Origin of the sequence: Ectothiorhodospira shaposhnikovii, from assembly GCF_047222355.1 — a bacterium.
Taxonomy (GTDB): domain Bacteria; phylum Pseudomonadota; class Gammaproteobacteria; order Ectothiorhodospirales; family Ectothiorhodospiraceae; genus Ectothiorhodospira.
Window position 1 is genome coordinate 1,878,338 of record NZ_CP178333.1, and the last position, 22,480, is coordinate 1,900,817.

The window sequence follows — 22,480 nt, forward strand, 5'->3', positions numbered from 1 at the left end:
CCCATGGCACCCATCACGACCCCCTATTATCTGGAAGACCTGAGTCCCGGCATGTGCTTCGAGACCGAGGCCACCACCATGACCGAGGCGGACATCATCCGCTTCGGTCGGGAATTCGACCCCCAGCCCCACCACGTGGACCCGGAGGCCGCCCGTCACACCCTGTTCGGCGGTCTGGTGGCCAGTGGCTGGCACACCATCGGCGTGATGACCGCCCTGGCGGTGCGCTCCGGCATGCCCCTGGCGGAAGGTCAGATCGGCGTGGGGGTGGAAGGCATTCGCTTCGCCAAGCCGGTTCGCCCCGGTGATCGCATCCGACTGCATCTGAAGATCCTGGAGGCCCGCCCGCGGGAATCCCGGCCCGGCTGGGGGGTGGTGCGGGTGCAGTGGACCGGCATCAACCAGCATGACGAAGTGGTGGTCGAACTCCAGCCCAGCGTACTGGTGCGCGCCCGCGACGGGGAGATCGCCCGATGAACCTGTCCGGATCGTCAGTGCGTCTGGTGGAGGTCGGTCCCCGGGACGGCCTGCAGAACGAACCGGGTACCATTCCCACGGCCGTCAAACTGAGCCTCATCGAGCGCCTGGCCGACGCGGGCCTGACCTGGATCGAGGCCACCGCCTTCGTTTCCCCAAAATGGGTGCCCCAGATGGCGGACCATGGAGAGATCATGACCGCCCTGGCACTCCGACCCGGGGTGCGCTATCCGGTCCTCGCGCCGAACCTCAAGGGTCTGGAGGCCGCCGTGGCCGCGGGCGCCAGGGACGTGGCGGTCTTTGCCGCGGCCTCGGAAAGTTTTTCCCGCAAGAACATCAACTGCGGCATCGACGACAGTCTGGACCGTTTTGCCCCGGTGATGGAACGGGCCAGGGCGCTGGACATCCCGGTACGGGGCTACGTCTCCTGCACCCTGGGCTGTCCCTATGAGGGCGAGATCCCGCCGGAGGCCGTGGCCCGGGTGGCGGCGCGCCTCCATGCCATGGGCTGCCATGAGATCTCTCTGGGAGACACCATCGGCACCGGCACCCCCCTCAAGGCCCGTCGCATGGTGGAGCGGGTGGCCGAGGTCGTGCCCATGGCGCAGCTGGCGGCCCATTTCCATGACACCTACGGCCAGGCCCTGGCCAATCTCTACGCCGTCATGGAACTGGGCATCCGCACCATCGACACCTCGGTGGCGGGCCTGGGGGGCTGCCCCTATGCCCGGGGCGCCTCGGGCAATGTGGCCACCGAGGACGTGGTCTACATGCTGCACGGCATGGGTATCGACACCGGCGTGGACCTGGCGGCCCTGGTGGAAACAGCCCACTGGATCTGCGGACAGTTGGGACGGCCCGTGAACTCGCGGGTGGCCCGAGCCATGGCGCCTTGTGATACCTGAAGACTGGTCAGCCGGCGCGCTCCCACCCGCCCTGAATGACCCGGATCCGACCGGCCGCCAGGTTCTCCATCACGTTGCGACCCATCACGAAAAAGCGTTCGCCGAAGATCAGTGACGGGTTCAGCGCCCCGGACTCGCCCCGGGCCTCACGGCCCGTGTGCTTGCGGCGCCATTGCAGCGCCTGCTCGCTGATATCCTCCATGAACAGGGGACGCAGTCCGATCGTCTCCAGCCGCGCTTTCAGGGTTGCCAGGTCCGGCAGATGGCTGTGCCGGGGCAGGTCCGCCCAGGGCACGGGTAACTGCAACGCCCCCTCCCCCGACCCTGCCACCACTTCATGGATCAGCAGTCGCCCGCCGGGACGCAGCACCCGGACGATCTCATCCAGTGCTTGCGGCAGGTCCGGCACGTTCAGGAACACATGCTGTGCCCAGACCGCATCAAAGGTGGCCATGGCAAAGGGCAGGCATTGGGCATCGCCGTGAACAAAATCAGTCCTGGCGGCCAGCCCGGTGGCGCGACTGAGCCACCGGCCGGTGGACACGAAATCCGGCGTGATATCCAGGCCGGTGACCCGCAGCCCATGGTCATGGGCCAGCAGACGGGTCGTGCCCCCGGTGCCGCAGCCCAGATCCAGCACCCGCTCAGCTTGGGAAAAACCCGCCCGGTCCGCCAGCCGACGGCTGGCCGCCCGTCCGCCCACATGAAGTTGATCGATGGCGGCGACATCATCGCAGGCGAGTCGATCCGGGTTCAGCCCAGCCTGGATCATGGCTTGACGCAGGATCTGTTCAAGCCCCGACGGGGCGTAGCGTGAGGCAAGGGAGCCGGCAGGGTCCGGTGGTTGCAAGTCCATCTCTATCAAATCCATTACGAAAAAAGGGGAGCCGTTCGGCTCCCCGAAGGATGGCCCGCGATCAGAATCGCGTCTGCAGATTGAGGCTCACCGCGTTGACGCTGTCCCGGTCGGGCAGCAGATCGGCGGTATCGGCAAAGCCGTAGGTGGCCCAAAGACGAGTGGACTGGGTGACGTGGTAGTGGAGCTGGATATCACCGAATACCACATCCTCGGACTGGTTCAGATCCCGTGCCAGACCGTCATACTGCACCCAACCGGCGGCCAGCTTGAGCTGCCAGCTGTCGCTGGGACTGAAAGTGCCCCGGACCGCAATCAGATGACGGTCGAAGTCCCGTCGAACTCCCTCGAACTCCCTGGCTCCCTTCCCCAGCCCGGACATGCTCAGGGCGTCGATCCGGGTGGCGGTGGCATCGTGGCGGGGGCTGCTGTGAATCAGGCTGGAGAAGCTGTCGAACCCGGGCTCGATCAGAGAGCCATTGAGGTTGAAGAAATACTGACCTTCCAGCTTGAAGGCGGGGGTGACGTCAAAACCGCCGCGCACAAATCCTGCGTAGGTGTCATTGGTGAACAGGGCATCCCCACCGCCCAGATAGTGGGCACTGGCCGTCAGTTCCACCTCGCCCACCTTGCCCTGGACCCAGGGGGAGATCAGGGTGCCGCCGCGCACGTTGTAGAACCGATCCGATTCGTAGTCCCCTGTGGCATCCTTCTCATCATCCCCCAGGTAGTAGCCCAGCAGCGCCCCCCAGGCCCAGCCGCTGTTGCGGCCGGTCAGGCCGGTATAGAGCAGGTAACCGTCGTCCTTGTTGTCATCCAGGGTCTTCTTGCGACGCTGGTCCGCGCCCACCAGGAAGGTCACCCCGTCGGCCACCGGCCCCAGCAGGATGATGCGGTCACGTCGGTCGTCCGCCACGGTGATGCCGAAGTTCCAGTTGGCAATCTGCCGGCCCGCCCGGAGCTGCCAGCCCTCCCCCAGAGGCACACTGACATAGCCGTAGTCCAGGGTCACGGTGCGGTGATCCCGGCCGTCGGTGAAGGGTTGGTTCTGCTGAAGATCTTTCAGATCACCCGAAGTGTCCCCCCGCCAGGTGTCGTTGATCAGATTGACGCCCGCATGCACGCTCACCCCGTCCTGGATGCGGATGTCCGTGCGCAGACGCAGACGCTGCTCAAAACCGTTCTGGTTGCCCCCGGTGGCCATACTGCGATCAAAACCGCGCACATCGATGTCGCCATTGAACTTGTATTCCACGGCCTGGGCGCCTGGCACGGCCAGAAGGCCGGCCAACGCAAGGTGGCTGGGTCTGATACCCATCATTGACTCCTCCCATCACTTTCTCTGGTGGTGATTCTTGTCTGGGTGCTCCGGTCGCAAGACGCCGGGCACCGACTAAAACTAGATTACGTTTACGGTAACGTCAATATTTATTTTCCTTGACGTAAACGGTAACCTTGAGACCCAATCAGCATTGCACCACCCACAAGGTCCGCGGAGAGACATCATGGCGACTCAGGCTGAAATCCTTTGGCAACCGGGAACACGTGAACTGAAGGAGAGCGGGATGGCCCGCTACCAGGCCTGGCTGGCGCAGACAGGCTACGGCCATTTCCCGGACTACCCGGCGCTGCACCGCTGGTCCGTGGAACACCTGGAGGCCTTCTGGGAGAGCATCTGGCGCTTCACCCAGGTTCGCGCCAGTCGGCCTTACGAGCATGTCCTTGACCACCCCGCCATGCCCGGTACCCGGTGGTTTCCGGGGGCACGGCTGAATTTTGCCCAGAACCTGTTGCGCCACGTCATCGACCAGCCCGATGACCGGGAAGTGATCACGGAAGTCAGCGAATCCCGCCCTGCCCTACGGCTGAGCCGGGCCGGACTGCTGGCACGGGTGGCCGCCCTGCAGGCCGCGCTCAAATCCCAGGGGGTCGAACCGGGGGACCGGGTGGCCGGCGTGGTGGCCAATACCCATGAGGCCCTGGTGGGGATGCTGGCGGCCACCGGCATGGGGGCCATCTGGAGTTCCGCTTCTCCCGACTTCGGCACCGCGGCGATTCTGGATCGCTTCGGCCAGATCGAACCCAAGGTGCTCCTGGCCGCCAACGGCTACCGGTATAACGGCAAGTGCTTTGATCGCAGGCAGCAGAACCTGGATCTGGCCGCGGGCCTGCCGACCCTGGCCGGCGTGATTTCCCTGCCCATCGTGCCGGAGCTGGGCCACCCGGAGGATGACCGTTTCCTGAGCTGGGAGGAGATCATGGCCGTCCATGCCGACGCCGAACCGGTGTTCGTGCAGGGGCCGCCGGATCAGCCGGTCTATATCCTGTATTCATCCGGCACCACCGGCGTGCCCAAATGCATCGTTCACGGCGCTGCCGGCATGCTGCTCAACCACAGCAAGGAACTGCTGCTGCACGGGGACATCGGTCCCGATGACTGCTTTTTCTATTTCACCACCACTGGCTGGATGATGTGGAACTGGCTCGCGTCCGGCCTGCTGACCGGCGCCAGACTGGTGCTGTTCGACGGCTCGCCCGGCCACCCCGACATGAACCGGCTGTGGGATCTGACGGCCGAGGAAGGCGTCACCCACTTCGGCACCAGCGCCCGGTTCCTGGGCAACTGCCGCAAGCTGGAACTCATTCCCGGCAGAAGCCATGATCTGTCCGCCCTGCGGGTGATCTTCTCCACCGGCTCCCCCTTGCTGGCGGAGGACTTCGACTGGGTCTATCACGGTGTCAAGAAGGATCTGATGCTGGCCTCCATCTCCGGCGGCACGGACATTTGCGGCTGCTTTGTCGGCGGCAGCCCCCTGCTGCCGGTGCGCCGGGGCGAGATCCAGTGCGCACAACTGGGGGTGGATGCCCATGCCTTTCTCCCGGACGGCAGTGATGCCGGCCCGGAACGGGGGGAACTGGTCTGCCTCAAGCCCCTGCCCTGCATGCCGGTGGGATTCTGGAACGATCCCGACGGCAGTCGTTACCGGAGTGCCTATTTCGAACAGTTCCCCGGCGTCTGGGCCCACGGGGACTTCATCCAGTTCACCACCCACGGCGGCGCCATCATTCACGGCCGCTCCGATGCCACCCTCAACCCCGGCGGCGTCCGGATCGGCACCGCGGAGATCTACCGCCAGGTGGAGACCATTCCGGAAATCCTGGACAGCCTGGTAGTGGGGGCGCCGGACCCGGAGGGGGACGTGCAAGTCATTCTGTTCGTGGTCATGGCCCCGGATCAGCCCCTGACAGCGGAGCTGGAACGGACCATCCGCACCCGCATCCGCACCAACGCCAGTCCTCGACACGTCCCGGCACGGATCCTGGACGTACCCCAGATCCCCTACACACGCAGCGGCAAGAAGGTGGAACTGGCGGTGGCAAGGATGTTTCAGGGCGCGGAGATGAGGGAAAACACCGGCGCCCTGGCCAACCCGGAGGCGCTGGAACAAATGGCAGACGTGCTGCGGGAGGCCCGGTTACTGGCCTGACCCTCGGATCACATGCGCTTCTGTTGTGGTCCCGGCGATAATGCCGTCACAAGGATTCGGCCGGAATACCACGAAAGTATAGTGGCACTGCAGAGCAAGCACCGACCCCGTGTCATTCCCGCGCAGGCGGGAATCCAGAGGAAGACTGTCGAATCTCCAGACTCCCGCTTTCGCGGGATGTCAAGGCAATCGGAAGGCCACCCGAGTTCAGACATGTACCGGACAACCCGCTGAAACTAGGAACCGGCCGGCAATTCATGCACACTATGTAATGTTATTGTGCCCAGGCATCTCCAGCCGACGAAGATGTCCCGAGGCCTGTTCCGATTTGTCCACTCATTCCCGGAGAGACCATGCCTGCCAGAACACGTATGATCCTGATCGCCGCGGCGGCCTTCGTGGCCATCGTCTTCTTCCAGCCCCTGCTGACCTTCCTCGGCGGGATACTTGTGATCGCGGTGGCGGCCACCCTGATCTTCCGCGACCTGCCGCAGGATACCCAGGACATGATCGAAGGCCACATCAATGGCTGGATCGGTCGTGCCCGCAGTGGTTTCTGGCCGTCCGACAGCAGTGCCCCTCGGCGCGGCAGCACGTCGGCCCGCGCCCGGGTGATCGAGGCGGAACTGGATGATGATGACTACGAGGAGGAAGCCCCGGCACCCAAGCCCAAGCCCCGCGCTCGCCGTCCCCGTGCCAAGAAGACCCCCTCGGCCTCCGGCAGCAACACGTCTTCCTGATTCCGCCTCACGGAAGCCACCTTGTGGGGGCAGGCCTGCCCGCGAGCCGCGGTGCCACTGGAAACACCGCTCTCGCCGGCAAGGCCGGCTCCCACAGGGGAGATGCAGACAACACCTACCCGGCTTCCGGGTTGCCGGTCACGTTTTCCCCTTGCCGCGTCCGGCATTTCGCTCCTCCCCCATCACCAGCAAACCCGCATTGCCGCCGGTGGCCGTGGTATTCACCGTCAGTACCCGCTCGGTGGCGAAACGCAGCAGATAGTGGGGGCCGCCGGCCTTGAAACCGGTCCCCGACAGCCCCTCGCCGCCGAAGGGCTGGCTGCCCACCACCGCCCCCACCATATCCCGATTGACGTAGGTATTCCCTACCCGCGCCTGACGGGCCAGCCGGTGGACAACGGCATCGATCCGGCTATGAATTCCCAGCGTCAGACCATAGCCGGTGGCATTGATCTGACGGATCAACCCGTCCAGTTCACCGGTACGCCAGCGCAGCACATGCAGCATGGGACCAAACACCTCCCCCGGCAACTCATCCAGCCGCTCCAGCCGATACAGGCTCGGGATCATGAAACTGCCCCGCTCACAGCCGCCCGACAGACGGGCACGGTGAAGCAGCCGATCCTTGCGCCTCATCTCCTCGTCATGGGCCTGCAGGGCCGCCAGGGCCCGGTCGTCGATCACCGGTCCCACATCGGTGGAGAGCCAGTGGGGATCTCCCACCACCAGGGTGTCCATGGCGCCCTTGAGCATCTCCAGCAGGGGTTCGGCCACCGTCTCCTGCACGCACAACACCCGCAGCGCCGAACAGCGCTGACCGGCACTGAAGAAAGCCGAACGCAGGATGTCCGTCACCACCTGCTCATGCAGGGCGGTGGCATCCACCACCATGGCATTGATGCCGCCGGTTTCCGCGATCAGGGGGACGATGGGGCCATGCTCCCGGGCCGCCAGCCCCCGGTGAATCAGACGGGCGGTCTCGGTGGAGCCGGTGAAGGCCACCCCGGCGATGCGCGGATCGGCCACCAATCGGGGGCCGATCTCCTCTCCCCGACCGGGCAGACAGTGCAGCACGTTCACCGGCACGCCGGCCTGATGCATGAGTTGCGTGGCCCGCACCGCCACCAGGCTGGCCTGTTCCGCCGGCTTGGCGATCACCCCGTTACCCGCCGCCAGGGCGGCGGTCACCTGGCCGGTGAAGATGGCCAGGGGGAAATTCCAGGGGCTGATGCATAGAAACACCCCCCGGCCCCGCAGGGTAAGTTCATTGCGCTCCCCGGTGACCCCGGGCAGGGACAGGGGCCGGATGAACCGTTCCCGGACCTGGGCGGCATAATAGCGGCAGAAATCCACCGCCTCACGCACCTCGGCCTGGGCATCCCGCAGGGTCTTGCCCGCCTCTTCCACGCACAGGACCATAAGCTCCGCCGTGTGCTGCTCCAGCAGATCGGCCACCCGGTCCAGGATCGCCGCCCGCTGGGCCGGCGGGCGTTCATCCCAGTCCGTCCAGGCCTGATGAGCGGCCGCCAGGGCCGTCTCCAGATCCTCGTCACCGGCCCAGGTGACGCGGCCGACTTCCCGCCCCCGATCGGAGGGCGCGTAGACCCCATGTCCATGGCCGGTCCTGAGCCGCCCGCCGCAGAGGGGGCCACCGTTCCAGGGGGCACGCGCCCCGATGCGGTTCATGTCCGCCGCCAGCGTCCGCAGGGTCTGGCGGTCGGCAAAGTCCAGGCCCCGGCTGTTGCGTCTGGAGGGGGCATAGAGGGCGCCGGGCAGGGGGATGCGTGGATGGCGCCAGGTACCGTAACCCTTGAGGGTGTTCACCGGATCGGTGATGAGCTGTTCCAGATGTTCCTCGTGCAGGCGATGAACAAAGGACGAGTTGGCGCCGTTTTCCAGCATGCGCCGCACCAGATAGGGCAGCAAGGTCTCGTGACTGCCCACCGGGGCATAGATCCGGCAATGGCGGCGACCCTGGCCGGACCGTTCCACCAGTTGCCCGTAGAGCCCCTCCCCCATACCGTGGAGACGCTGGAATTCGTATTCCCTGTCGCCGGCCATCTCCATCACCGCCGCCACCGTCTGGGCATTGTGGGTGGCGAACTGGGGGTAGAGGTGGGGACTGTCCTGGAGCAGGCGGCGGGCACAGGCCAGATAGGACACGTCGGTGGCCGCCTTGCGGGTGAAGACCGGATAATCGTTCAATCCCTGCTGCTGGCTGTCCTTGATCTCCGTGTCCCAGTAGGCGCCTTTCACCAGTCGCACCATGACGGTACGACGATGCCGGGCGGCCTGCCGCTCCAGCCAGCCCAGCACGGCCCAGGCCCGTTTCTGATAGGCCTGCACGGCCATGCCCAGGCCATCCCAGCCGTTGAGGTCCGCATCGGCGATCAGGGCCTCCATCACGTCCAGGGAGAGATCCAGGCGCCAGGATTCCTCGGCATCGATGCACAGGGAGATACCCTGATCCCGGGCCAGCCGGCACAGCTCCAGGATACGGGGCAGAAGCCGGCATTGCAGACGGTTTTCCTGGCCGGGTTCGTAGCGGGCATCCAGGGCGGAGAGTTTCACCGAAATGCCCGGTCGTTCCCGCAATGGAGCGCGCAGGTCCACCGCCTCGCCGATGCGTTGAATGGCCTGCCGGTAGGCCTCGAAATAGCGCCGGGCATCCTCCTCGGTGCGGGCCGACTCCCCCAGCATGTCGTAGGAATGGCAATAGCCCTCCTGCTCCCGGGGACGTGCCCGTTTCAGGGCCTCGTCGATGGTGCGCCCCAGCACGAAGGCATCGCCCAGCATGGCCATGGCGCGGCGCACGGCGGAACGGACCAGGGGAGCACCGGCCCGGGCCAGCAGACGATGGACCGTTCCCCCCAGCCAGTGGCGGCGATCCTCGGTGTCGATGATGCGCTCGCTGATCCACAGTCCCCAGGTGGCGGCATTGACGAAAAAGGGCCGGTCCTTGCCCAGGTGGGCATCCCAGTGGGCGGCAGAGAGCTTGTCCTGGATCAGCTGGTCCGCGGTGGCCTTGTCCGGCACCCGCAGCAGGGCCTCGGCCAGACACATGAGGGCAATGCCCTCTTCCGAGGAAAGGTCGTATTCATGCAGCAGCGCCCCGATGCCGGACTGGTGTTCCTGGGCCTTGATCATGCCCCGCACCAGCCCCCGGGCCAGGAAACGCACGCGGGTCGCCGCCTCTTCCTCCTGGGAGGCATGGGACAGCAGGGCCTTGACCGCCTCCGCTTCATCCATGCGGCAGGCCAGCATGATGGACTCGCGATCCTGGATGGACAGCGCGTCGAGGTCCGGGTACACGTATCGGCTCATGTTCTTGTTGTCCTGTGGCAAATGCACGCCATGTCGGCGGGGCGTCCGCGGCTGGCCCCGACGGGGTGTCCTTCTTAGAATAGCCGCTCGCATCGGGATCGTTCCAAGATCCTGCCGCCATCACCCCAGCCAGCGCCGGGCCACCCTGGCGCCCTCCTCCATGTCCGTCACATAGGTCAGGCGCCCCGCCTCCTTGCGTACCCCGGCCCGGCGCAGCTTGACGATCAGGCGGGCCTTCATGCCCACGAAGATGAGGGCGATCCCCTTCTGACGCAGATCGGTGATCAGGCTCTGCAAGGCCACCAGGGCGGTGCCGTCCATGCTGGGGACATCCCGCATGTCCAGCATGACCACCTTCACGCCGGGGTCCACCAGCCGCAGGGAAGACATGGCCTTCTCCGCGGCACCGAAGAACAGGGGACCGTTGACGTCATAAAGGGCCACCGCCGCCGGCAGTGAGCGGGTATCCGGATGACGGTCCGTCTGCACCCGGTCGGAGTGGGTGATCAGGGACATGCGATGAATGAACAGGGCCGCCGCCAGCCCCATGCCCACGGCCACCGCCAGCACCATGTCGAACAGCACCGTCAGGCCGAAGCAGATCAGCAGGATGGCCACATCGGGCCTGGGAGCGGAGCGGATCGTGCGGGCAAACAGGTGGGCCTCGCTCATGTTCCAGGCCACCACGAACAGCAGCGCGGCCAGGGCCGCCATGGGGACATGGCCCAGCACGCCGGCCAGGCCCACCACCGCGATCAGCACCACCAGGGCATGGACCACGGCGGCAATGGGGGATCGGGCCCCGCTGCGGATGTTGGTGGCGGTCCGGGCGATGGCACCGGTGGCGGTGATGCCGCCGAAGAAGGGTGCCACCACGTTGCCCAGGCCCTGCCCGATCAATTCCGAGTTGGGATCATGGCGGGTTCGGCTCAGCCCATCCGCGACCACGGCGCAGAGCAGGGATTCGATCGCGCCCAGCATGGCAATGGCAAAGGCCGGCCCCAGCAATGCCCGGATCAGATCGAAATTCAGCTGCAACGGTTGCCCGTCGGGACCGGGGAGATGCCACGGGAGGGCGAAGGCGGGGGGAATGGGCGGAATCCCCTGCCCCGACTCCCCCCGGTATTCCCAGGTGAAACGGGAGGCAATGGTATCCACGGCCCCACCGCCCAGCCAGTGATTGAGGGCCCATGTGGCCAGGGCCGCCGCCACCAGTGCCACCAGGGGTGCGGGCACGGGAACCTTGAGACGTCCCCAGAAGATGAGGATCAGCAGGGTGAAGATGCCCACCCCCAACTCCATCGGGTTGATGCTGGGGAAGGCGGACACGATGCTCCCCAGGTTGGCCAGATAGTGCTCTCCCAGATGATCCACGGTCAGCCCCAGAAAATCCGGCAACTGCAGGGTGGCGATCACCACGGCGATGCCGGCGGTGAACCCCAGTACCACCGGATAGGGCACGAACTGGATCAGGGCACCCATGCGGGTCAACCCCAGGGCAATCAGGATCAGTCCGGCCATCACGGTGGCCACCAGCAAGCCGCCCAGACCGTACTGCTGCACCACCGGGATGAGGATCACCACGAAGGCCGCCGTGGGCCCGGAGACGTTGAAACGGGAGCCTCCGGTGAGGGCGATGATGGCCCCCGCCACGATGGCCGTGTACAGGCCATGTTGGGGCGGCACCCCCACGGCGATGGCCAGCGCCATGGCCAGGGGCACCGCGACAATACCAATGGTCAGGCCGGCCATCACATCCTTGCGCAGGTTGGCCAGACCGTAGCCTTCCTTCCAGGCGGCCCGAAGCCCCATGAACAGACCGGGCATGCGGCCGGACCAGGGGGAATTGTGCATGAATGACACTCCTCAAAGGTGCTGACGGTTCGACGACGGCAAGGGGATGGCAGACAGCTGCCCGGGGCAGACCACGGCCTGTGCCTGATGCAAGGTGACGGGAGTCGTGGCAGATATTGCCAAACGGAATGATGGTATCACTTCTGACACAAATCAGGGGATTCACGCGTCACGGTCTTGCCCTGGCGAGCCGTAAACGGTGAACATCCGGAACTGGGCATCCAGAATCATGGAGCAAGGCATGGCAAAGGCATTCCATTCTTCAGGCAACGGACGGACCCTGGCCCTCTGGGTGGTGGCGCTGGTGTCCCTGGCGGCCATTCTGACCGCCCTCTGGCAACTTCATGCCGGTACCCGGGGGCTCGAGATACGTCAGATTCAGGTGGATGGCGTACCCATGACCCTATATCTGCCGGCCCGGGAGGCTCCCGCCCCGGTCGCGGTCATTGCCCACGGCTTTGCCGGCTCACGGCAGATGATGCAGCCCCTGGCCATCACCCTGGCCCGCAACGGGTACATCGCCCTGACCTTCGACTTCCCCGGCCACGGCGCCAATACCCAGCCCTTCGTCGCCGATCTGCTGGACGAGGACAAGCGTCGCGGCCTGCTGGGCGGAGCGCTGGAGACCGCGGTGACCACGGGCCTGGCCCTGCCCCGTTCGGATGGACGCCTGGCGTTGCTGGGGCACTCCATGGCCGGGGACATCATACTCATGCACATGCATGAACACTCCGACCGGGTCCGGGCCGCCGTGCTGCTCTCCCCCTACATCTCGGGCGCCTTTCCCATGGAGACACTGAACAACCTGTTGTTCGTGTTCGGCGGGCTCGAACCCGCCGGCCTCCATCAGGCCGCCCTGGCGGCTTTTGCCCCCTTGACGGATACCCCCGAGACGGGCGTCACCTACGGCAACATGGCGGACGGCTCGGCCCGGCGCCTGGCTCTGGCCGGCGGGGTGGAACACATTGGCGTGCTCTACGCGCGGGACATGCTGCGGGAGTCCCTGGCGTGGCTGAACGCCAGCGTCAGCCCGGCGGGTGCAAGCCACGACGGTGATCTGGACCGGCGCGGCCCCTGGCTGGGCCTGCTGTTTTTGGGCATCATCGCCCTGGCCTGGCCCCTCTCCCGCCTGCTGCCCCGGGTGGCGGTCCCGTCGGTGGGTCTGGGCCTGCCCCGTCGGCAATTGCTGAAAATCCTCTGGTTACCGGCCCTGCTCACGCCCCTGCTGCTCTGGCCCGTGCCCGTGGGGCTGTTGCCCCTGTTGCTGGTGGACTACCTGGCCCTGCATTTTGCCGTCTATGGCCTGCTCTGCTGGGGCCTGCTGGGATGGTCGGCCCGTCGCCACCGGGAATCCGCCGGGGTCACCATCCGCTGGCAGGCCCTGGCTCCGGCCGTGCTGCTGGCGGCCGGCTATCTCACCCTGGCCATCGGCATCCCCGTTCATCTCTATGTCACCGGCTATCTGCCCGGACCGGAGCGGGCGCTGATCCTGCCGCTGGTGTTTCTGGGCATGCTCCTGTTCTTCTCCGCCGACGAATGGATGACCCGAGGGTCTGAAGCGGCCCGCGGGGCCTATGCCCTGACCAAGGTCTTTCTATTCCTGTCCCTGATCCTGGCCGTGGCCCTGCGGCTGGAGACCTTGTTCTTCCTGATCATCATCCTGCCGGCGATCCTGGTGTGTCTCACCGTCTACGGCCTGCTCAGCGGGTGGATATATCGCGCCACGGGGCACCCCTGGGTGGGCGCGACGGCGGTGGCCCTGGCCCTGGCCTGGGGCATGAGCGTGACCTTCCCCCTGGTGGGGGCATAAGATGAAGCGGGACAACCAAGAGGACAACCAATGACAAAGAGAATCGTCACCCTGACCCTGAATCCGGCCGTGGATGCCTCATGCGCCACCGACAAGGTCAGGCCGGTCCACAAGATCCGCACCACCAACGAGCGCATGGACCCGGGCGGCGGCGGCATCAACGTGGCCCGGGTGGTCAACGAGCTTGGCGGGCAGAGTTTCGCCGTCTATCTGGCCGGTGGACGGTCCGGTGACGTGCTCGACGAACTGGTGGCCGATGCCGGGGTCATGGCTCACCGGGTCCACACCCGCGAAACCACCCGGGTCAGCCACGTGGTCTACGAACAGAGTTCAGGACAGGAATTCCGCTTCACCCCGGAAGGTCCCACGGTGCAGCCAGCCGAGTGGAAGGCCGCCCTGGATTTCATCGAACTGCTGGACTTCGACTACGTGATCGCCAGCGGAAGTATCCCGCGGGGGACACCGGAAGATGTCTACGCCCGTCTGTCGGTGATGACCAAGCGACGCGGTGCCCGGATGGTCCTGGATACCTCCGGACCGGCACTGGCGGCCGCGTTGGAAGAAGGCGTTTACCTGGCCAAGCCCAGCCGGGGTGAGTTTGCCGCGCTGATGGGACGGGATCTGGAAGACCCCAGGGAACTGGAAGCAGCGGCCCGGGAGATCGTGGCCGATGGAGGCGTCGAGATCCTGACGGTAACGCTGGGGCATGATGGCGCCCTGCTGGCCACCCGGGACGGCATCGCCTGGCTCAAGACACCGGAAGTGACCGCCAAGAGCGCCGTCGGTGCCGGTGACAGCTTCGTGGCCGGCATGACCCACGGCCTTTCCACCGGTGAAAGCATCTCCCGGGCCTTCGCCCTGGGCGTGGCGGCGGGAACGGCCACGGTGCTCACCTCGGGTACCGAACTGTGCCACAAGTCCGACGTGATGCACTTCTGGGAAATGCTGACGCAGCAGGAGTAGGTGCATGATCCCATGCCTGCCTTTCGCTTTCGGCTCAGTCCTGCATCGCCACCTCGTCCACCAGGGCATCCAGCGCCGCCGGATCGGGCAATGCCAGATAATCCACCAGATGCTCGCTGCTGATGCTCCATTCCGCATAGGTCATCAGGGAGGCATCCACCGCCGTGGCAAAACGCAGGGCCAGTTTGAGAATGACGACCAGATCCGGCACGTCTTCATGGAGGGTTCCCAGATGCGTGATCTGGTCCACCGCATACTGCTGGTCGATGGCGTGGACCACCGCCGGGGGAATATGCCAGCGCTGGGTGATCAGCGCCCCCACCCGGGGATGCTGCACACCGAACAAGCGCATCTCCTCCGGCAACAGTGCCGACCATCCCTTCGTCGGCGCCGCCTTGACCAGGGCGACATACTCATCGCCCATCAGACTGCACAGGGCTGGAATCCCCACCATGTGGAACAACCCCAAAAGATGGGCCTCGTCCACCAGATCCGGGCGCTTGATCACCCGTGCCGCCCGGGCCGCCGACTCCGCCACATGGACCCCGCGTTTCCAGAAGGCCGCCATGCCGGGATACTGAGCCATGGCATTGCGCAGTGCGACGGTACGGACAATGGCGTAAACCCGGTTAAAACCCAGCAACATCACCGCCTGCTGAATGGAACTGATCTCCCGGGCCCGTCGAAACAGGGGGGAATTGACGATCTGCAACACGCCGCCGGCGATACTGGCATCACCGGCGATATGCCGGGCGACCCGCCCCAGGTCGGGATCCTCCCTTCTGGACTCCGCCACCACCACTCGCAGCACCTCCGGTTGGGGAGGGATGACCAGCTTGTCGACGATGTCGTGTTCTTCAACCTGCATGGATCCAGTATCCTGTCGGGCACAAGCGCGATAGCTTCCTTTCGCGGAGAGTAATCCATTGACAGCCGATTGCGTAGTCGCATGAACAGCACCAGGCAGGAAGACCCCCATGGCCTGATCCGCGACCAGGGCATGATCACCCGCTGTGCCCTGGAAGTCATCGACGCCATCCGTGTGCAGCGCGGCCGACCCCTGCAGTCCCGGGACCGAATGGCCCTGAAACTGCTGACCCCGCGCAATGCCGCCCTGATGATGAAGGAAAACCGTCGACATCTGGCCTGTCGTCAGGTGAGTTTCGAGATCCTTACCGATGACGTGGGCCTGGGTGCCTATCGCCTCCTCCCCGTCGGCGTGCATGTGCTCAATCCGGAACGGGGCTGGTGGAACGATGACTACGGCGTCCGCCGTTTCCTGTGGAACCTGTATCTGGGGGAAGATCCCATCGAAGGCATGCAACGCATCCTGGAGCGCCTGTTCAAGGTATCCCCCCAGGGCCTTCGCACCCTCTCCGGCAACCTGGACATGCACCAGGCGGAACAGGACATTGAGGCCACCGTCCGCCCCGACCTGAATCTTTACATCCGCCGTCACAAGGGCAGCGTGGAAACCTCCCTGCGCAGGCTCAACCAGGCCCAGGCCCTCCACCGGATCAAGGACCTGGGAATCGACACCCACGGACAGGGCCGCATGGCCCTGGTGTTCGGCAGCAACCGACGCTATGCGGTGAGTTTTGCGGTGGAGAGGGCTTGATACCGGCGCCCATCAAGGGGCATCATCCCCGGTCAAACGGGTTCGTGACACCGGAGTGTCATGGACCCGGTGCACAATTCATCCACTGCAACATGATCCTGTCTCGGACCCCGGTCCGATCCGCCTTTTTTCTCACATCTTTCCCAGTTTGATTCGAGGCCTATGAGCAAAGTCCTGATTATCGGCGCCGGCGGCGTTGGCGGAGTTGTCACCCACAAATGCGCGCAGCATCCGGAGGTCTTCACGGAGATCTGTCTGGCCAGCCGCAACGAGGCCAAGTGCCGCGCCATCGCGGCCCAGCTGGACCGTCCCATCCAGACCGCCCAGGTGGACGCGGACGACGTGGAGGCCCTGGTGGCCCTGATCGAGTCCTTCAAGCCTGATGTCCTCATCCATGTGGCCCTGCCCTACCAGGACCTGACCATCATGGAAGCCTGCCTGCGCACCGGCACCCCCTACCTGGATACCGCCAACTACGAACACCCCGACGAGGCCAAGTTCGAGTACAAGGAGCAGTGGGCGTTCCAGGACCGCTACGCCAAGGCCAACCTCATGGCTACCCTGGGCTGCGGCTTCGATCCGGGGATGACCAACATCTACTGCGCCTGGGGTCAGAAGAACCTGTTCGACGAAATCCACCGCATCGACATCCTGGATGCCAACGGCGGCGACCACGGCTACCCGTTCGCCACCAACTTCAATCCCGAGATCAACATCCGCGAGATCACCGCCAACGGCCGCTACTGGGAGGAAGGCGAGTGGAAGGAAACCGCTCCCCTGGCGGAAAAGCGGGTGTTCGACTTCGACGGCATCGGTCCCAAGGATATCTACCTGCTCTACCATGAGGAGCTGGAGTCCCTGTGCCGCAACATCAAGGGTCTCAAGCGCATCCGTTTCTGGATGACCTTCTCCGAAAAGTACATCACCCACCTGAAGGTGCTGGAGAACGTGGGCATGACCTCCATCGAGCCCATCCGCTTCGAAGGCAAGGAGATCATCCCCCTGCAGTTCCTCAAGGCCATCCTGCCCGACCCGGCTTCCCTGGGGCCTCGCACCAAGGGCAAGACCAACATCGGCGTGATCCTGGACGGCATCAAGGACGGCAAGCGGCGCAAGGTCTACATCTACAACATCTGCGACCACGAGGCCTGCTACCGGGAAGTGCAGTCCCAGGCCATTTCCTACACCACCGGCGTGCCCGCCGTCACCGGCGCCATGCTCATGGTACAGGGCATCTGGCAGGGTGCCGGCGTGTTCAACGTGGAGCAGCTGGACCCGGATCCGTTCATGGAACGCATCGGCGACATGGGCCTGCCCTGGAAGATGGTGGAACTGAATCCCGACAGAGATCTCCTGGCCTGATCGCCCATGGACAAGACGACCCCTCCCTTTTTTGACGTCCATGCCTGCCCATCACCCGCCTTCGTGGTGGACGACGCCCTGCTGCGCAAGAACCTGGCCCTGCTCAAGCAGGTCCAGGCCGACAGCGGCTGTCGCATCCTGCTGGCCCTGAAGGGCTTCGCCATGTGGGATACCTTCCCCATGGTCCGGGAATACCTGGTGGGCACCACCGCCAGCGGCCAGGACGAGGCCCGCCTGGGGGCGGAGAAGTTCGGTGGGGAGGTGCATGTGTACTCCCCCGCCTTCACCGACGAGGAGATGAAGGTGGTGGTGCAATATGCCGACCACATCAGCTTCAACTCCCCCACCCAGTGGCAGCGTTTTCGCACGCAGGTGGCCGGGGCGGCCCGGCACATCTCCTGCGGCATCCGGGTGAATCCGGAGTATTCCGAAGGCAAGGTGGCCCTCTACGACCCCTGCGCCCCCGGCTCCCGCCTGGGGACCCGGTCGGTGGATCTGGCCGGGGTGGACCTGACGGGCCTGGAAGGCCTGCATTTCCACACCCTGTGCGAGCAGAACAGTGATGCCCTGGAGCACACCCTGGAGGCTTTCGAGGCCCGGTTCGGGCAATACATCCCGGGCCGACGGTGGATCAACTTCGGCGGCGGTCACCACATCACCCGGGACGACTATGACGTGGAACGGCTGATCCGCCTGATCCGGGATTTCCGTGCCCGTCATCCGGGGGTGACGGTCTACCTGGAGCCGGGCGAGGCCATCGCCCTGCGCACCGGCTACTTGGTGTGCACGGTGCTGGACATCGTGCAGAACGCCGGTCCCATCGCCATCCTGGACACCTCCGCCACCGCCCACATGCCGGACGTGCTGGAGATGCCCTATCGACCGGAGATCATCGGCGCGGGCATGCCGGGGGAGAAGACCTTCACCTATCGTCTGGGTGGCTCCACCTGTCTGGCCGGCGACATCGTCGGGGAGTATTCCTTCGACCGTCCCCTGGAGATCGGACAACGTCTGGTATTCACCGACATGGCCCACTACACCATGGTCAAGACCACCACCTTCAACGGCATCCGCCTGCCCGCCATCTGCCGGGTGGAAGAGGATACCCGGGCCGTGAGGACAGTGAAGACCTTCGGCTACGAAGACTACATGCGTCGACTGAGTTGACGGATTCTCCGGGACGACAGGAACCCGGACACGCCGAAACCAGAAAGACAGGCACGAAAAAGGGCGGGATATCCCGCCCTTTTTTCACACTACTTCCCTTTTCACCCCATCATGCCGCCGGGGGCTGCTCGTAGGTACCTTCCAGACGGTCCTCCAGCTCCTCGCCGGCACGGCGCAGCGCCTCCAGGGTCTCCTCGTCGGGCTGCCAGTAGTTGCGCTCCGAAGCCTCCAGCAAACGATTGGCCATCTTGGCCGAGGCAGTGGGGTTGAGGGCGGCCAGACGCTCGCGCATCTCCGGATCCAGCATGAAGGTCTCGGACAGCTTCTGGTAGACCCAGGGCTGCACCTGACCGGTGGTGGCGGACCATCCCATGGTATTGGTGATATGCACCTCGATCTGGCGCACGCCCTCATAGCCATGCTTGAGGGCCCCTTCATACCATTTGGGATTGAGCATCCGGGTTCGGGTTTCCAGGGCGACCTGTTCCGACAGGGTGCGGACGGTCCCGTCACCCTTGGTCTGGTCACCGATGTATACCGGGGTATCCTGGCCGCCCCGGGCCTGACGCACTGCCCGGCTGATACCGCCCAGGGTATCGAAGTAATTGTCCACCGTGGTGATGCCCAGCTCCACCGAATCCAGGTTCTGGTAGGTGAGCTGTACGTCCGCCAGCATGCTCTTGAGCAGGGCGTCCTGCTTCACCGGACGGCCGGACAGGCCGTAGGCAAAGCCCTTGCGCTGGGTGTAAGTGTCGGCCAGTTCGTCCTCGTCGTTCCAGCGGCCGTTCTCCACCAGGTTGTTGACGTTGGAGCCGTAGGCACCATCGGCGTTGCCGTAGACCCGCAGGGCGGCGGTTTCCAGATCGCAGCCGTGCTTCTCCTGGTAGGCCAGGGCATGGGCACGGACGAAGTTCTGATCCAGCGGTTCATCGGCGCTGGCGGCCAGGAAGGTGGCCTCGGCCAACAGCTTGATCTGCAACGGCAGCAGGTCGCGGAAGATACCCGACAGGGTGATCACCACGTCGACCCGGGGACGCCCCAGCTCCTCCAGGGGAATCAGGGTGGCGCCGGCCAGGCGACCATAGTTGTCGAACCGGGGTCTGGCACCCACCAGGGCCAGGGCCTGACCGATCTGGCTGCCCTCGGTCTTGAGGTTGTCACTGCCCCACAGCACCAGGGCGATGGATTCCGGCAGCGGGTTGCCTTCTTCCACATGGCGGGCCAGCAGGCGTTCCGCCTGGCGGGCGCCATCCTTGAGGGCATAGGCACTGGGGATCCGGAAGGGATCGAAGCCGTGCAGGTTGCGGCCGGTGGGCAGCACCTCGGGGGTACGCATGACGTCACCGCCCGGGGCCGGGCGCAGGTAGCGTCCGTCCAGGGCCTTGAGGATGCCTTCCAGCTCAGTTTCCTGGGCCAGCAGATGGTCGGCATTGGCCAATTCACGCAGACGCTCCAGGGTGGCGTCGTCCACCTGGGCGCCGGTCTGCTTCACCGCCTTGTCGGCGGAACCGGTGCGGACCAGTGCCTCGATCAGGTCACGGTCGGGCCGACTCTCGTCGGTGGCCTCGGCCATGGACAGGAGCATGTCCACCCGCTCCTCTTCGGACAGGGGCTGCCCCACCACGTGCAGGCCGTGGGGAATGAGGGTGTACTCCAGTTCCAGGATCTGTTCGTTGAGCTTGAGGATCTGCGTGTCCGCATCCCCAGCATCGGAGACATCCCACAGGGGCTCGGCCTTGCACAGCTCCAGCTCGGCGGCCTGGGACTGGATCAGGGCCGCCAGTTCCTCCCTCTGATGGGCCTGCTCGGGCTCCAGACCGCGCCAGCGCTCCAGGGAGCTCTTCAGGTCCAGCAAGCCGCGATACAGCCCCGCATGGGCCACCGGCGGGGTCAGGTAGCTGATCAGGGTGGCACCGGCGCGGCGCTTGGCAATGGCCCCTTCCGAGGGGTTGTTGGAAGCGTACAGGTACAGGTTGGGCAGATCACCGATGAGCCGGTCCGGCCAGCAGGTGCCGGACATGCCCACCTGCTTGCCGGGCATGAACTCCAGGGCGCCGTGGGTACCGAAATGCAGCACCGCGTGAGCCTTGAAATCCTCCCGCAGGTAGCGATAGAAGGCGGAGAAGGCATGGGTGGGGGCAAAGCCGTGCTCGAACAGCAGGCGCATGGGGTCGCCTTCGTAGCCGAAGGACGGCTGCACGGCCACCAGCACGTTACCGAACTGCCGTCCCTGGACCAGGATGGAGCTGCCGTTGCTGAGCAGCTTGCCCGGCGCGGCGCCCCACTGGGATTCGATCTGCTTGAGCCAGCGTTCCCGGCGCACGTGCTCTTCGGCGGGGATCAGGGTATGGACGTTGGCATCGGAGCCGTACTGCTCCCGGTTGCCGTTGATCACCGCCTCGCGCAGGGCGTCGGCGTTCTCGGGCAAATCCACCTGGTACCCTTCCGCCTTCATGGCCTTGAGGGTATTGAAGAGGGATTCGAACACCGCCAGGTAGGCGGCGGTGCCGGTATTGCCCGCATTGGGCGGGAAGTTGAACAGGACGATGGCCACCTTGCGCTGGGCGCGCTCGGAGCGGCGCAACGCCACCAGCTTGCGCACCCGGGCCACCAGCATGGCGGTACGCTCTTTGCAGGTGGACATGTCCTGCGGGTTCTCGATCTGGCTGAAGGTGCAGGGGGTGTCGCAACCCTGGCAGACCGCCCCTTCACCACCGGGACGTCCCCCATAGACCATGGGCACGGTGCTGCCGTCCAGCTCCGGGATGGCCACCATGATGGTACTTTCCACCGGCAACAGGCCGCGGTCGGAGTTGCCCCACTGGTCCAGGGTCTGGAATTCCACCGGATGGGCGGCCACATAGGGCACGTCCAGCTTGGACAGGATCTCCTCGGCGGCGCGGGCATCGTTGTAGGCAGGACCGCCCACCAGGGAAAAACCGGTCAGGGACACCACGGCATCCACCGTGGGACGGCCATCCTTCATGAAGAACTTTTCGATGGCGGGACGGGAGTCCAGGCCGGAGGCGAAGGCCGGCACCACCTGCATGCCTTCCTCTTCCAGGCTGCGGATGACCGGATCGTAGTGGCCGGCATTACCCGCCAGGACATAGGAGCGCAGCACCAATACCCCGACCCGACCCTTGGCATTCTTGTCGGACCAGCGGACCGGCAGATCCTGCAGACGGTCGGAGATGCGCGGTTTCATGTCCGGGTGATAGATGCCGGTCTCGGGATATTCCACCGGCATGGAGGACGGCACCTTGCCCTTGAGGGCGGCGCGAGGGCCGGAGGCATAGCGGTCGACGAGGAAGCGAATCATGTTGCTCATGTTCTCTTCCGAACCGCCCAGCCAGTACTGCAGGGTGAGGAAATAGGCGCGGACGTCCTGGGCGGTGCCCGGGATGAAGCGCAGAAGCTGGGGAATGCGCCGCAGCATCTTCATCTGCTGGGCGCCGGCGGTCCCGCCGGATTCCTTATCCTTGTTGCCCCGCAGGCGCTTGAGCAGGGTCATGGGGCCGCTGCTGGGCTTGGACATGTCGAAGCTGCCCATGTGGGTCAGCTTGGTCACATCGGCGGCGGACATGGCGCAGACCAAGGCATCGCAGTTGTCACGGCGGGCTTCCAGGGCCGGCACGATGGGCTTGTACTGGTCTTCCAGGAACAGCATGGTGGCGATAATGATGTCCGCCTTCTCGATGTCCGACCGGCAGGCCTCCAGGGCCTCCTGGTCGCCCTGCCACTCGGAGGCGGCATGCAGGCTCAGCGTCAGGCCCGGCAGGTCTTTCTGGAGCTTGATCCGTGCCCGGTCCGTGGCACTGGCCAGATGAGTGTCCATGGTCACGATGACAACCCGGACGGGAGTATGATCAACTGTGGACTTGGGCTTTGTTGCCATGATGCTCTTGGTGCCTGT

Annotated in this window: 15 protein-coding genes; 9 read left to right on the top strand and 6 right to left on the bottom strand. The window is 65.2% G+C overall.

The genetic code is table 11. From position 1 onward, the window contains the following. The first annotated feature begins 3 nt into the window (after window positions 1-3). The gene (locus ACLF6L_RS08580; protein WP_412851446.1) at window positions 4-477 is read left to right on the top strand and encodes a MaoC family dehydratase; all 474 of its coding nucleotides are present in this window, start codon (window positions 4-6) and stop codon (window positions 475-477) included. Beyond that, window positions 474-1,382, top strand: coding sequence for a hydroxymethylglutaryl-CoA lyase (locus tag ACLF6L_RS08585; RefSeq protein WP_412851447.1), 909 nt, complete (start codon window positions 474-476; stop codon window positions 1,380-1,382). Before ACLF6L_RS08580 ends, ACLF6L_RS08585 begins: the two co-directional genes overlap by 4 nt. A 7-nt stretch (window positions 1,383-1,389) precedes the next feature. Here the strand turns inward: ACLF6L_RS08585 and ACLF6L_RS08590 are convergent, their stop codons facing one another. Together ACLF6L_RS08590 and ACLF6L_RS08595 are read right to left on the bottom strand one after the other, a co-directional pair. After that, the gene (locus ACLF6L_RS08590; protein WP_412851448.1) at window positions 1,390-2,238 is read right to left on the bottom strand and encodes a class I SAM-dependent methyltransferase; all 849 of its coding nucleotides are present in this window, start codon (window positions 2,236-2,238) and stop codon (window positions 1,390-1,392) included. Between the two features lie 61 nt (window positions 2,239-2,299). Continuing rightward, window positions 2,300-3,559, bottom strand: coding sequence for a hypothetical protein (locus ACLF6L_RS08595; RefSeq protein ID WP_412851449.1), 1,260 nt, complete (start codon window positions 3,557-3,559; stop codon window positions 2,300-2,302). Between the two features lie 184 nt (window positions 3,560-3,743). Here ACLF6L_RS08595 and ACLF6L_RS08600 point away from each other — a divergent pair, with 184 nt between their 5' ends. Further along, entirely contained in the window at window positions 3,744-5,726 is a 1,983-nt protein-coding gene (locus ACLF6L_RS08600; protein WP_412851450.1) for an acetoacetate--CoA ligase, read from the top strand. 353 nt (window positions 5,727-6,079) lie between these two features. Next, window positions 6,080-6,466, top strand: a complete 387-nt coding sequence (locus ACLF6L_RS08605; RefSeq protein WP_238618035.1) for a hypothetical protein — start codon at window positions 6,080-6,082, stop codon at window positions 6,464-6,466. Between the two features lie 138 nt (window positions 6,467-6,604). Here ACLF6L_RS08605 and putA read toward each other — a convergent pair whose 3' ends face one another. Both putA and dauA read right to left on the bottom strand, forming a co-directional pair. Further along, window positions 6,605-9,790: a bifunctional proline dehydrogenase/L-glutamate gamma-semialdehyde dehydrogenase PutA gene (gene putA, locus ACLF6L_RS08610; RefSeq protein WP_412851451.1), complete on the bottom strand. Its 3,186-nt coding sequence runs from the start codon at window positions 9,788-9,790 to the stop codon at window positions 6,605-6,607. Between the two features lie 120 nt (window positions 9,791-9,910). Further along, window positions 9,911-11,644 (bottom strand): C4-dicarboxylic acid transporter DauA, encoded by a 1,734-nt coding sequence (gene dauA / locus ACLF6L_RS08615; protein ID WP_412851452.1) that lies wholly within the window; start codon window positions 11,642-11,644, stop codon window positions 9,911-9,913. Between the two features lie 241 nt (window positions 11,645-11,885). Here dauA and ACLF6L_RS08620 point away from each other — a divergent pair, with 241 nt between their 5' ends. Next, window positions 11,886-13,454 carry an alpha/beta hydrolase family protein gene (locus tag ACLF6L_RS08620; protein ID WP_412851453.1) on the top strand — a complete coding sequence of 523 codons (1,569 nt, stop codon included), beginning with the start codon at window positions 11,886-11,888 and terminating at the stop codon, window positions 13,452-13,454. A 30-nt stretch (window positions 13,455-13,484) separates the two neighbouring features. Beyond that, window positions 13,485-14,417 carry a 1-phosphofructokinase family hexose kinase gene (locus ACLF6L_RS08625; RefSeq protein WP_238618040.1) on the top strand — a complete coding sequence of 311 codons (933 nt, stop codon included), beginning with the start codon at window positions 13,485-13,487 and terminating at the stop codon, window positions 14,415-14,417. 34 nt (window positions 14,418-14,451) lie between these two features. Here ACLF6L_RS08625 and ACLF6L_RS08630 read toward each other — a convergent pair whose 3' ends face one another. Beyond that, complete coding sequence (locus tag ACLF6L_RS08630) at window positions 14,452-15,285, bottom strand: HDOD domain-containing protein (RefSeq protein WP_008931496.1); 834 nt, start codon at window positions 15,283-15,285, stop codon at window positions 14,452-14,454. Between the two features lie 81 nt (window positions 15,286-15,366). Between ACLF6L_RS08630 and ACLF6L_RS08635 the strand changes: the two genes are divergently transcribed. The 3 genes from ACLF6L_RS08635 (at window position 15,367) to nspC (ending at window position 18,564) form a co-directional block, all read left to right on the top strand. After that, entirely contained in the window at window positions 15,367-16,035 is a 669-nt protein-coding gene (locus tag ACLF6L_RS08635) for a hypothetical protein (protein WP_008931497.1), read from the top strand. 162 nt (window positions 16,036-16,197) lie between these two features. After that, entirely contained in the window at window positions 16,198-17,397 is a 1,200-nt protein-coding gene (locus ACLF6L_RS08640) for a saccharopine dehydrogenase family protein (protein WP_412851454.1), read from the top strand. Between the two features lie 6 nt (window positions 17,398-17,403). Then, complete coding sequence (gene nspC / locus ACLF6L_RS08645; RefSeq protein WP_238618043.1) at window positions 17,404-18,564, top strand: carboxynorspermidine decarboxylase; 1,161 nt, start codon at window positions 17,404-17,406, stop codon at window positions 18,562-18,564. Between the two features lie 109 nt (window positions 18,565-18,673). Here the strand turns inward: nspC and ACLF6L_RS08650 are convergent, their stop codons facing one another. Beyond that, window positions 18,674-22,462: a magnesium chelatase subunit H gene (locus ACLF6L_RS08650; protein WP_276315713.1), complete on the bottom strand. Its 3,789-nt coding sequence runs from the start codon at window positions 22,460-22,462 to the stop codon at window positions 18,674-18,676. Window positions 22,463-22,480 lie beyond the last annotated feature (18 nt).

Bases quoted from the DNA above. Each gene is read 5' to 3' on its own strand.
- ACLF6L_RS08590 (WP_412851448.1), bottom strand. From the start codon at position 2,238: ATGGACTTGCAACCACCGGACCCTGCCGGCTCCCTTGCCTCACGCTAC.
- ACLF6L_RS08580 (WP_412851446.1), top strand. From the start codon at position 4: ATGGCACCCATCACGACCCCCTATTATCTGGAAGACCTGAGTCCCGGC.
- ACLF6L_RS08630 (WP_008931496.1), bottom strand. From the start codon at position 15,285: ATGCAGGTTGAAGAACACGACATCGTCGACAAGCTGGTCATCCCTCCC.
- ACLF6L_RS08625 (WP_238618040.1), top strand. From the start codon at position 13,485: ATGACAAAGAGAATCGTCACCCTGACCCTGAATCCGGCCGTGGATGCC.
- dauA (WP_412851452.1), bottom strand. From the start codon at position 11,644: ATGCACAATTCCCCCTGGTCCGGCCGCATGCCCGGTCTGTTCATGGGG.
- ACLF6L_RS08640 (WP_412851454.1), top strand. From the start codon at position 16,198: ATGAGCAAAGTCCTGATTATCGGCGCCGGCGGCGTTGGCGGAGTTGTC.
- putA (WP_412851451.1), bottom strand. From the start codon at position 9,790: ATGAGCCGATACGTGTACCCGGACCTCGACGCGCTGTCCATCCAGGAT.
- ACLF6L_RS08585 (WP_412851447.1), top strand. From the start codon at position 474: ATGAACCTGTCCGGATCGTCAGTGCGTCTGGTGGAGGTCGGTCCCCGG.
- ACLF6L_RS08620 (WP_412851453.1), top strand. From the start codon at position 11,886: ATGGCAAAGGCATTCCATTCTTCAGGCAACGGACGGACCCTGGCCCTC.
- ACLF6L_RS08650 (WP_276315713.1), bottom strand. From the start codon at position 22,462: ATGGCAACAAAGCCCAAGTCCACAGTTGATCATACTCCCGTCCGGGTT.
- ACLF6L_RS08600 (WP_412851450.1), top strand. From the start codon at position 3,744: ATGGCGACTCAGGCTGAAATCCTTTGGCAACCGGGAACACGTGAACTG.
- ACLF6L_RS08605 (WP_238618035.1), top strand. From the start codon at position 6,080: ATGCCTGCCAGAACACGTATGATCCTGATCGCCGCGGCGGCCTTCGTG.
- ACLF6L_RS08595 (WP_412851449.1), bottom strand. From the start codon at position 3,559: ATGATGGGTATCAGACCCAGCCACCTTGCGTTGGCCGGCCTTCTGGCC.
- nspC (WP_238618043.1), top strand. From the start codon at position 17,404: ATGGACAAGACGACCCCTCCCTTTTTTGACGTCCATGCCTGCCCATCA.
- ACLF6L_RS08635 (WP_008931497.1), top strand. From the start codon at position 15,367: ATGAACAGCACCAGGCAGGAAGACCCCCATGGCCTGATCCGCGACCAG.